We start from the raw sequence: 9,250 nt of genomic DNA on the forward strand, positions 1-9,250 counted from the left end.
GGTATCGATCAGGCGCGTTGTCATGACTGAACCCCTACCGCGATGTGTGCACCAAATTGACGATCCGGTAGCCGATTACGGTTCTATCCTATCGTCGTTGCGGACTTAATCGTCGGCATCCTGGCGTACGGCGGACAGCTGCTTGAGCAGCTCCGGCAGCGCCGTTTGCACGGTGTCCCACACCACGTCGAGGTTGATGTCGAAGTAGCCGTGCGCGATACGGTTTCGCATGCCGCGCATACTGCGCCAAGGCACCTCAGGATGGGCCTGTGTGAATTCAGCATAGACATCCATCACCTTCGTCGCGGCCTCGCCGATGATGATGAGACTCATGATGACGGCCTGCTGGGTTCGCTTGTCCTTCAGGAAGTCATCTTTGACCAGCCCTTCCATGAAGCCACATGCATCTGTCGCCGCCTGCCGCATGTGGTCAAGGTAATCGGGCAGGCGGTTCTCGCTCATACCGGCCGCGCCTCCGCAAGTACCTTGGCCCGGAACTTCGGCGGCAGATCGGCCGGGGTCAGCAAGTCGACGCGGATTCCAAGCAGCGATTCCAGCTCATCATGCAAACCGCCCAGGTCGAACAGCGTCGCGCCGGGCAGCGCATCGACCAGCAGATCGAGGTCGCTGCCGTCCCGGTCGGTGCCGTGCAGCACCGATCCGAAGACGCGCGGGTTCGCCGCACAGAAGCGGCCTGTCGCTTCGCGCACTGCGCTTCGCTTCATATCGAGCACAACGGACGGTCGCATAGACCCCTTTCTTATCGAAACTCGTTGAGATGGTATGCAATCAATAATAGCATTTCAAGAACTATTCTCGAGAATTGCAATGCCCTGTTCCTCCTCGTCCGTTCGCAGCAGCGTCAGGGCGTGACGGCGGCGCGCATCATCGCGCGCAGCTGGTCCCCGTACGGCGGCAGCATGCCCCATTCGCGGCGCGGGTCGTGTCCGCCGGCCTGGTAGACGCTGCGCGCGTGGCTGAACGCGAGGAAGCCTTCGCGCCCGTGGTAGTGTCCCATGCCGGAAGCGCCGACGCCGCCGAACGGCGCATCGGCCAGCGCCGGATGCATCGTGACGTCGTTGATCGATACACCACCCGACAAGGTGCGTTCGAGTACCTGCTGCTGTTCGGCCGCATCGCTGCCGAAGTAGTACAACGCCAGCGGGTTGGGTCCGGCATTCACGGCATCCAGCGCCTCGCCGATCTGGGTAAAGGTGTTGATGACCAGTGCCGGGCCAAAGATCTCGTTGGTGGCGATCAGGCTGTCGGCAGGCGGATCGATCACCAGGTGCAGCGCCATCCGGCGTCCGTCGGCAGTGCCGGCGGTCTCGATGCGCGCGCCGCGCGCGCGCGCGTCGTCGAGGTAGCCGGCAATGCGCTGGTAATGGCGCTCGTTGACCACCGCCACCACGTCGGTGGCATCGGGGAACATTCCCTCGTGGCAGGCGCGCGCGGCCCGGATGAACGCCTCGAGCTGCTCATGCGGCAGCCACACCACGTCCGGCGAGACGCACAACTGGCCGCCGTTGCCGGACTTGCCGACGATGATGCGTTCGGCGGCGTTGCCGATGTCGGCGCTACGGCCGATCAGCACCGGCGACTTGCCGCCCAGTTCCAGCGTCAGCGGCACCAGGTTGGCGGCGGCAGCGGCCATCACCGCCTTGCCGACGCCGGTCGAGCCGGTAAACACCAGGTGCGCCCACGGCTGCGCGCTGAATTCCGCCGCCACGGCGGCGTCGCCAGTGACAACGGCCAGCACCGCCGGATCGAAGAAATCGGCCACCGCGGCGGCCAGCACGGCGCCGGTACGCGGGGCGATCTCGGACGGCTTGAGCACCGCGCGGTTGCCCGCCGCCAGCACACTGGCCAGCGGCGACAGCAGGGTATACAGCGGCGCATTCCAGGTGCCGATGATGCCCACCACGCCCTTCGGCTGGTATTGAACCCAGGCGGTCGCGCCGAAGGCGTCGAACGGGGCGAAGCTCGGGCGCGGTTCGGGCGCCATCCATGCTTCCAGGTGGTCGCGCGCATGCTTTAGCGAGGCGAGCGAGCCGAGGATGTCGTTCATCATCGAGAACACGGGCGGCCGGCCGCCGAAGTCCTCGTCCATCGCCGCGCACAGCGCGTCGTTATGTTCGACCAGCAGGTCGATGACGCGCTGCAGGCGCTCGCGGCGCACGGCGGCGGTGACGGGGCCCTCGGCCGCGAAGGCGGCGCGCTGTGCATCGAGCAGTGTGCGGATTGACTGGTGTGGCATTGCGGTCTCCATATAGTTGTTTTGTTTGCTGGTTCAGGCGCCGGCCGGCACTTCGGTGCCGCCGTCGACCCCCAGGATCTTGCCGGTGACCCAGCGCGCAGCGGGCGAGGCCAGATACACCACCGCCGCGGCGATGTCTTCAACCTCGCCGAGCGTACCCATGGGTGTGGCGCGCACCATCGCGGCTTCGATTTCCGGAGTCAGGTAGCCTGCCAGCGCGTCGGTACGGATCGCGCCCGGCTCGATCGCGTTGATGCGCACGTAAGGCGCGTAGTCCTGCGCCAGGTTGCGCGTCATCTGGTTCAGCGCGGCCTTGGCGGCGCCATAGGCACTGAAGTTCTTTTGCGCCAGCCGCGCCGCCATCGACGAGATATTGACGACGGCGCCGCCGCCGGCCTCGCGCATCGGTCCTGCCACTTTCTGGATCAGCAGGTAGGCTGGCACCACGTTCCAGGCCAGCACCGAGCCGAAGTCGGAGCCGCGCACGGTGCGCGGGTTGGTCGGGCCGCCGCCGCCGGTATTGTTGACCAGCAGTGTGATTTTGCCCAGTTCGGCGACGGTGCGCTGGACCAGGACCTCAAGCGCCTGTTCATCGTTGACGTCGCAAGGCACGGCGATGGCGCGCCGGCCGAGCGCGCGGATTTCCTCGGCCAGTTGTTCGAGGTCGGACGCGGTGCGCGCCGCCAGCGCGACATCGGCGCCGGCCTGCGCCAAGGCCAGCGCGCAGGCGCGGCCAATGCCCTTGCCGGCGCCGGTGACGATGGCGACCTGGCCTTCCAGGGAAAACAGAGCGGGTACATGCTTCATTGGTTCAGTCCTTGTCGTTGAAAGTCAGTTTCCGTGAATGCCGGGCCGCGCCCGGTTCATACCATCCGGCCAACGCGATTCCCTTCGTGCATGGCCTGTTCGATGTAGCCGATGCCGTTGCAGTCGCCCGCGGAGTACAGCGGCACGCCGCAGCCGGCCAGCATGCGCGTCACGCTGTCGTCCGCTTCGGCGCCGACCGCCAGCACCACCGAATCGGCGGCGCTGCGCCGGGTGGCGCCGCCGGCGTCCTGCCACACCACCTCTTTTGCCGTGATCGCCGTGACTTTGGCCTGGCGATGCAAGGTGCCGTGCCCTTCGACCGCTTCCAGCACGCGCCAGCGGCGCACGATCGGCAGTTCGCGCCCGGGCTTGTCGCTTTCTTCGAGCACCGTCACCGCGCGTCCGCGCGCCAGCAGGAACTCGGCCAGCTCGAGGCCGACCAGGCCGCCGCCGACGATCACCACCCGCGCGCCGATCGGCATCCACAGCTTCGACAGGCTTTGAACGGCCCTTGCGCTGTCGGTCACGCCGATCATGCCGCCGGCCTTGAACATGGCGCGCTCGGTGAGGCTGAGCTTGGCCTTGGCGATGGCGTCGGCGTCGTCGCCGGTCATCAGTCGGCGCAGTTCGTCGCCGCTCCACACGTGCTTCTGGCCGGCTCCTTCAATGGCGGGCGCCGCGCGGCGCGCGCCGCTGGCCACCACGATCGCGTCGGGCTTCAGGCGCGCCACCAGTTCGGGCGTGGCCGCCGTCGACAGGCAGACCTCGATTGCCGACTGCTTCACCTGGTTCACCAGGTAGTCGAGCAGGCGGCCGTTTTCCGGATAGGCCAGGCCGGCGAAGAACAGCGTGCCGCCCATCCGGGAACTGCGTTCGACCAGGGTGACCCGGTGCCCGCGCAGCGCCGCTACGCGCGCCGCCTCCATGCCGGCCGGGCCGGCGCCGACCACCAGCACGTGGCGCGGCGCGGCGGCCGGCTCGATGGCGGCCTCGGATTCGTGTCCGGTCAGGGCATTGACCGCGCACTTGACGCGCTGGTTGATGAAAATCTGGCTGACGCAGGCATAGCAGTAGATGCAGGGGCGGATGTCCTGCGGCCTGTTCTGCTCCAGCTTGATCGGAATGTCGGGGTCGGCCAGCAGCTTGCGCGCCATCGTCACGTAGTCGAAGTCGCCCTGCGCGATGTGCGCGGCGGCGCTTTCCGCCTCGATGCGCCCGGCCGCAATCACCGGCACATCGACCGCCGCGCGCACCGCGCGCGCATAGCCAACGAAGGCGTCCGGCGCCTGCGGCAGCGGCGCCTCGGTGAACGCGGTGCCGGTGTCGATCATGGCGTAGGCCGACATGCTGATCGCGTCGGCGCCGGCGTCGACCGCGATGCGCGCGGTGGCCACCGCATCGGCCAGCGTGATGCCGCCCGGGGTGCGCAGCTCCTCGCCATCGAGCCGCACCCATACCGGGAAGCCAGCGCCGGTGCGTGCCTTGACCGCCGCGATCACTTCGCGCAGCAGGCGCGCGCGGTTCTCGATCGGACCGCCGTAGCCGTCCTCGCGCCGGTTGTAGTACGGCGACAGGAAGCCGGCCAGGATATAAGTATGTGCCGCATGCAGCTCGACGGCGTCGAAACCGGCCTGCTGCGCGCGCGCGGCGGCGGCGGCGAAGAACTCGACCATCTGGTCGATATCGGCCTGCTCCATCACGCGCAGTTTCGGCACGCCGCGCGGGCGCACGAAGCTGGCCAGTTCCTCGTTGGTGATTGCGGCCATGATATCCGTCTTGAACGACGGCGGCAGCGACGGCACCCACACCTCGCGCCCTTCGGCGGCGTCGCGCGCGGCGGTCTTGCCCGCATGCTGAAGCTGCATCGCGATCTTGGCGCCGTGCCGGTGCACGCGCTCGGCAATGCCGGCCAGGCCGGGAATGAAATCGTCGCGCGAGACGCCGACCTGGAACGGCTCGGCGGTGCCGTGCGGGTAGGCGATGGCGCAGGAGCCCATCGTCAGCAGGCCGGCGCCGCCCTTGGCGCGCGCTTCGTAGAAGGCCTGGATACGCTCGCCGCAACTACCGTCTTCCTCGGCGAAGTTGGAGCCCATCGGCGCCATCATGATCCGGTTGCGGATCTCGAGCGTGCCGATGCGGCCCGGTTGGAACAGTGCTTGATAGGGATTGCCCAAGTGCGCCTCCGGTTCGATTGGTTGTGGCCCATGATGGCCGCGCCGCGGCAGTGCCGCATCGTCCGTTTGCAGGACGCCGGGGCGCGCAGGGAGCGCGCAGCACGGCGGCCTAGGGCTGGTTGCCGAGCAGCGCCACGCTGTTGAGGAAGATGCGAACCAGCTCGGTCTGGCGCCTGACCCCGGTCTTGGAAAAGATCGAACGCAGGTGCGCGCGTGCGGTGTTGCGGCGGATATTCAGCGCTTCCGACGCTTCGTCGAGCGACAGCCCGTTGGCCAGCTGGATCGCCAGCGCGGTTTCGGCCGGGGTCAGCTGGAACAGTTGCTGGGCCAGCCGGGCCGGCGGTTCCGAGCGGCTTTCGGCATCGCGCATGAACACGGCGACGCTGGGACGGCGCTTGCCCTCGGTCCATTCGGTCGAGTGGATCGCCTGCGCCACCACACCCCAGGCGACGCGGCCGGACGGCCGGCTGAGCGACATCGCCTCGACCATCGAGGTCTTGCCCGGCTCTCCCTGGCTGAGCACTTTCTGGATCATCTGGTACAGCTTACGGTTGTCCGCCGGGTAGGAAGCGCACAGCTTGTTCGACGAGATCGTGATGCCGTCGCCTCGTGCGATGATGTCGTTGGCCATCGCGTTGCGTTCGAGGATGACGCCGTTCTCGTCGAGCACGAAGACGCCCACCATCAGCTGCCCCATCGCGTGGCGGTACATCGAATCGACCTGGCGGTCATGGTTGATCGCCGCATACAGCGAAAGCGCGCGCCGCAGGTGCGGGATCAGGTACTCGCACAGGCTGCGGTCGGCAGCCGAAAACGCCGGCGCTTCGGGCGGGCGGGTGATGCGCAAGCCGTAGATGCCGAGTCCGGGCAGGTCGATATCGACCGCCATCACGTGGAATATGCCGTGCGGTTCGCACCAGTCGCGGTAGTACAGCGATGCGCGCCATTCGTCCGGCGAGAGCAGGTCGCTGGTGGTGACCACGCGTTCCGGGCGCATGCTGGAAAACGGGCTGAGCCCGACCGTCGGATGGTGGCGCGACAGCACCCGCAGGTCGCCCGAGGCGGAAATGACGTAGCCCATGTCGGCGGCGGAGGCGCGCCGCACGATCAGCGAGCAGTAGTTGCCGGCGAACTTGCGGCGCAGCTGTTCGAGGCAGGCCGACCAGCTGTCGGCATCCTGCGCGGTGTCGTAGATCGCCCCCACCAGGTGGCTGAAGCACTCGATCGACAGCTGAGGCGGTACGGGCAAAGGATTGTCTTGGTTCATTTCCATCTTACAAGTAAGTATAGGCATTCGACCGCCTCCCCGCAAGCACCGTCGGCGCCGTCGGCGCCCCCCATCACTCCAGCTCGAACAGCGCCGCGGCGCCCATGCCGCCGCCGATGCACATGCTGACCACCACGTGGCGCACGCCGCGCCGGCGCCCTTCGAGCAGCGCATGGCCGACCAGCCGCGCGCCCGACATGCCGAACGGATGGCCGATGGCGATTGCGCCGCCGTTGACGTTCAGGCGCTCGGCCGGAATGCCGAGCTGTTGGGCGCTGTACAGCACCTGGCAGGCGAAGGCTTCGTTGATTTCCCACAGGCCAATATCGGCCACCGTCATGCCGTGCCGCTTGAGCAGCTTGGGGATGGCCAGCACCGGCCCGATGCCCATTTCCTCGGCGCCGCAGCCGGCCACGGCCAGGCCGCGGTAGGCGCCCAGCGGACGCAGGCCACGCCGCGCGGCTTCGGCGCGGCTCATCAGTACCGAGGCCGAGGCGCCGTCAGACAATTGCGAGGCGTTGCCGGCGGTGATGAACTGCCCCTCCCGCACCCACTTGCCGTCCTTCCACACCGGTTTCAGTGCAGCAAGGCTCTCGAGCGTGGTGCCAGGGCGGTTGCCCTCGTCCTGGAGCAGGGTCATGTTTTCGCTGCCGGCCGGCTGCCCTTCCTTGTCGAACAACTGGCGCACGCTGGGCAGCGCCACGATTTCCTCGCCGAACAGGCCGGCCTGCTGGGCGGCCGCAGTGCGCTGCTGGCTCTGGAACGAATATGCGTCCTGTTCGGCGCGCGAGATGCCGTAGCGCTGCGACACGATCTCGGCGGTTTCGATCATCTGGATGTAGGCCGCCGGCGCCGCCGCCAGCACCGCCTGCGACTGCGACCGGTAGCTGTTCTTGTGCTTGTTCTGCACCAGCGAGATCGATTCGAGGCCGCCACCGACCGCGATATTGTATTCGCCGTGCATGATGCCCTTGGCGGCGGTGGCGATGCTGACCAGGCCGGAGGCGCACATGCGGTCGATCGTCATGCCGCCGACCGACTCCGGCAAGCCGGCGGTGTAGGTGCACAGGCGCCCCAGGTTATAGCCCTGGCTGCCCTGCTGGGCGGCGATGCCGAGGATGACGTCATCGACGTCGGCGCCGTCGACTCCGGCCTTGTCGAGCGCGGCGCGGATCACATGCCCGCCCAGCACCGGCGCTTCGGTGTCGTTGAAGGCGCCGCGGAAGGCCTTGCCGATCGGCGTGCGGGCGGTGGAAACGATGACGGCTTCTTGCATGATATGGGCTCTCGGTGGAAGTGGAAAAGGGCCGCCGGCGGATCGCCGCGGCGGCCATCGTTCATCCCATTATCAGGAGGGCCCTTGCGTGCGGCATCGTCTTGTCGGACGATGCCCGGCTAGCTGCCGTAGACTGCTTGCGGCGCCGGCGCCGCGGCGATCAGCTGGTCGATCACCGGGCCCAGTTCGGCCGGATCCCAGCGCGCGCCCTTGTCGCGCACGGTGCCGGTGCGCCAGCCGTCGGCCAGCGACAGTTCGCCGCCCTTGGCCTCGAAACAGCGCCCGCTGACGCCGCGCCCGAGCGTGCTGCCCAGCCACACCACCAGCGGGGCCACGTTCATCGGATCCCATGCGTCGAAGCCGGATTCCGGTGCTTTCACCATGTCGGGCATCGCGCTTTCCGTCATCAGCGTGCGCGCGGCCGGTGCCAGGCAGTTGACGGTGATGTCGTAGCGCGCCATTTCGGCCGCCTGCACCAGGGTCAGCGCGGCGATGCCGGCCTTGGCGGCGGCGTAGTTGGACTGGCCGATCGAACCTTGCAGGCCGGCGCCGGAACTGGTGTTGATGATGGCCGCCTGCGGCGCCCGCCCGGCCTTCGCCTCAGCGCGCCAATGGCGGCCCAGCACCCCGGCCAGGCAGAAGTGCCCCTTCAGGTGGACCCGCATGACCTCGTCCCAGTCGTCTTCCGTCAGCGACAGGAACATGCGGTCGCGCAGGATGCCGGCGTTGTTGACCAGCACATGCACCGCGCCGAAGGCGGCCAGCGCGGCGTCGAGGATGCGCTGCGCGCCCACCGTGCTGGTGATGTCGTCGCCGTTGGCGATGGCCCGGCCGCCGGCGGCCGTAACCTCGGCCGCCACCGCCTCGGCGGCCGCCGGCCGTACGTCGTTGACCAGCACGCTGGCGCCCTCGGCCCCGAAGGCGAGCGCGTAGGCGCGGCCAAGGCCGCCGCCGGCGCCGGTGATGATGACGACCCGTTGATCGCAGATACCCATTTCTTCTCCTGATGATGGATTGTTGACCCGGACGCCTAGAGGCGTTCGATGATGGTGACGTTGGCCAGGCCGCCGCCCTCGCACATGGTTTGCAGCCCGTAGCGCCCGCCGGTGCGTTCGAGTTCGTGCAAGAGCGTCGTCATCAGCTTCGCGCCGGAAGCGCCCAGCGGATGGCCGAGCGCGATGGCGCCGCCGTTGACATTGGTGCGTTCGTGCGGGTAGCCGGTTTCCTTCAGCCAGGCCATCACCACCGACGCGAACGCTTCGTTGATCTCGACCAGGTCGATCTGGCCGAGGTCCATGCCGGCCCTGGCCAGCGCGCGCCGGGTGGCGGCGATCGGCGCGGTCAGGTGCCAGATTGGGTCGTCGCCGGCCACGCTGAGGTGGTGGATGCGCGCGCGCGGGGTCAGCCCGTAGCGCTTGAGCGCCGCCTCCGACACCACCAGCACGGCCGCCGCCGCGTCGCAGGTGGAA

The 9,250-nt window shown here is 68.1% G+C and carries 9 protein-coding genes; all 9 read right to left on the minus strand.

Features of this window, described 5'->3' with window-relative positions; genetic code table 11:
* Window positions 1-105: 105 nt before the first annotated feature.
* On the minus strand, window positions 106-462 hold the full coding sequence (locus D3872_RS09400) for a HepT-like ribonuclease domain-containing protein (RefSeq protein ID WP_119810519.1): 357 nt from the start codon (window positions 460-462) through the stop codon (window positions 106-108).
* A complete protein-coding gene (locus tag D3872_RS09405; protein ID WP_119810520.1) occupies window positions 459-749 on the minus strand; it encodes a nucleotidyltransferase family protein in 291 nt (96 codons plus the stop codon). The genes D3872_RS09400 and D3872_RS09405 overlap by 4 nt, the downstream gene beginning before the upstream one ends.
* Window positions 750-862: 113 nt before the next feature.
* Window positions 863-2,257 (minus strand): coniferyl aldehyde dehydrogenase, encoded by a 1,395-nt coding sequence (locus D3872_RS09410; RefSeq protein WP_119810532.1) that lies wholly within the window; start codon window positions 2,255-2,257, stop codon window positions 863-865.
* A gap of 33 nt (window positions 2,258-2,290) precedes the next feature.
* On the minus strand, window positions 2,291-3,064 hold the full coding sequence (locus D3872_RS09415; protein WP_119810521.1) for an SDR family NAD(P)-dependent oxidoreductase: 774 nt from the start codon (window positions 3,062-3,064) through the stop codon (window positions 2,291-2,293).
* A 56-nt stretch (window positions 3,065-3,120) separates the two neighbouring features.
* Window positions 3,121-5,238, minus strand: a complete 2,118-nt coding sequence (locus D3872_RS09420; RefSeq protein ID WP_119810522.1) for an oxidoreductase — start codon at window positions 5,236-5,238, stop codon at window positions 3,121-3,123.
* A 109-nt stretch (window positions 5,239-5,347) separates the two neighbouring features.
* Complete coding sequence (locus D3872_RS09425) at window positions 5,348-6,505, minus strand: helix-turn-helix transcriptional regulator (protein ID WP_119810533.1); 1,158 nt, start codon at window positions 6,503-6,505, stop codon at window positions 5,348-5,350.
* 73 nt (window positions 6,506-6,578) lie between these two features.
* Complete coding sequence (locus tag D3872_RS09430) at window positions 6,579-7,781, minus strand: acetyl-CoA C-acyltransferase (protein ID WP_119810523.1); 1,203 nt, start codon at window positions 7,779-7,781, stop codon at window positions 6,579-6,581.
* Between the two features lie 119 nt (window positions 7,782-7,900).
* The gene (locus D3872_RS09435) at window positions 7,901-8,776 is read right to left on the minus strand and encodes an SDR family oxidoreductase (RefSeq protein WP_119810524.1); all 876 of its coding nucleotides are present in this window, start codon (window positions 8,774-8,776) and stop codon (window positions 7,901-7,903) included.
* A 35-nt stretch (window positions 8,777-8,811) separates the two neighbouring features.
* Window positions 8,812-9,250 (minus strand): acetyl-CoA C-acetyltransferase (locus D3872_RS09440; protein WP_502567407.1); only part of this gene is annotated, 439 nt, incomplete at its 5' end.

Origin of the sequence: Massilia cavernae, from assembly GCF_003590855.1 — a bacterium.
Lineage (GTDB): Bacteria > Pseudomonadota > Gammaproteobacteria > Burkholderiales > Burkholderiaceae_D > Telluria_A > Telluria_A cavernae.

Bases quoted from the DNA above. Each gene is read 5' to 3' on its own strand.
- D3872_RS09400 (WP_119810519.1), bottom strand. From the start codon at position 462: ATGAGCGAGAACCGCCTGCCCGATTACCTTGACCACATGCGGCAGGCG.
- D3872_RS09405 (WP_119810520.1), bottom strand. From the start codon at position 749: ATGCGACCGTCCGTTGTGCTCGATATGAAGCGAAGCGCAGTGCGCGAA.
- D3872_RS09410 (WP_119810532.1), bottom strand. From the start codon at position 2,257: ATGCCACACCAGTCAATCCGCACACTGCTCGATGCACAGCGCGCCGCC.
- D3872_RS09415 (WP_119810521.1), bottom strand. From the start codon at position 3,064: ATGAAGCATGTACCCGCTCTGTTTTCCCTGGAAGGCCAGGTCGCCATC.
- D3872_RS09425 (WP_119810533.1), bottom strand. From the start codon at position 6,505: ATGAACCAAGACAATCCTTTGCCCGTACCGCCTCAGCTGTCGATCGAG.
- D3872_RS09430 (WP_119810523.1), bottom strand. From the start codon at position 7,781: ATGCAAGAAGCCGTCATCGTTTCCACCGCCCGCACGCCGATCGGCAAG.
- D3872_RS09435 (WP_119810524.1), bottom strand. From the start codon at position 8,776: ATGGGTATCTGCGATCAACGGGTCGTCATCATCACCGGCGCCGGCGGC.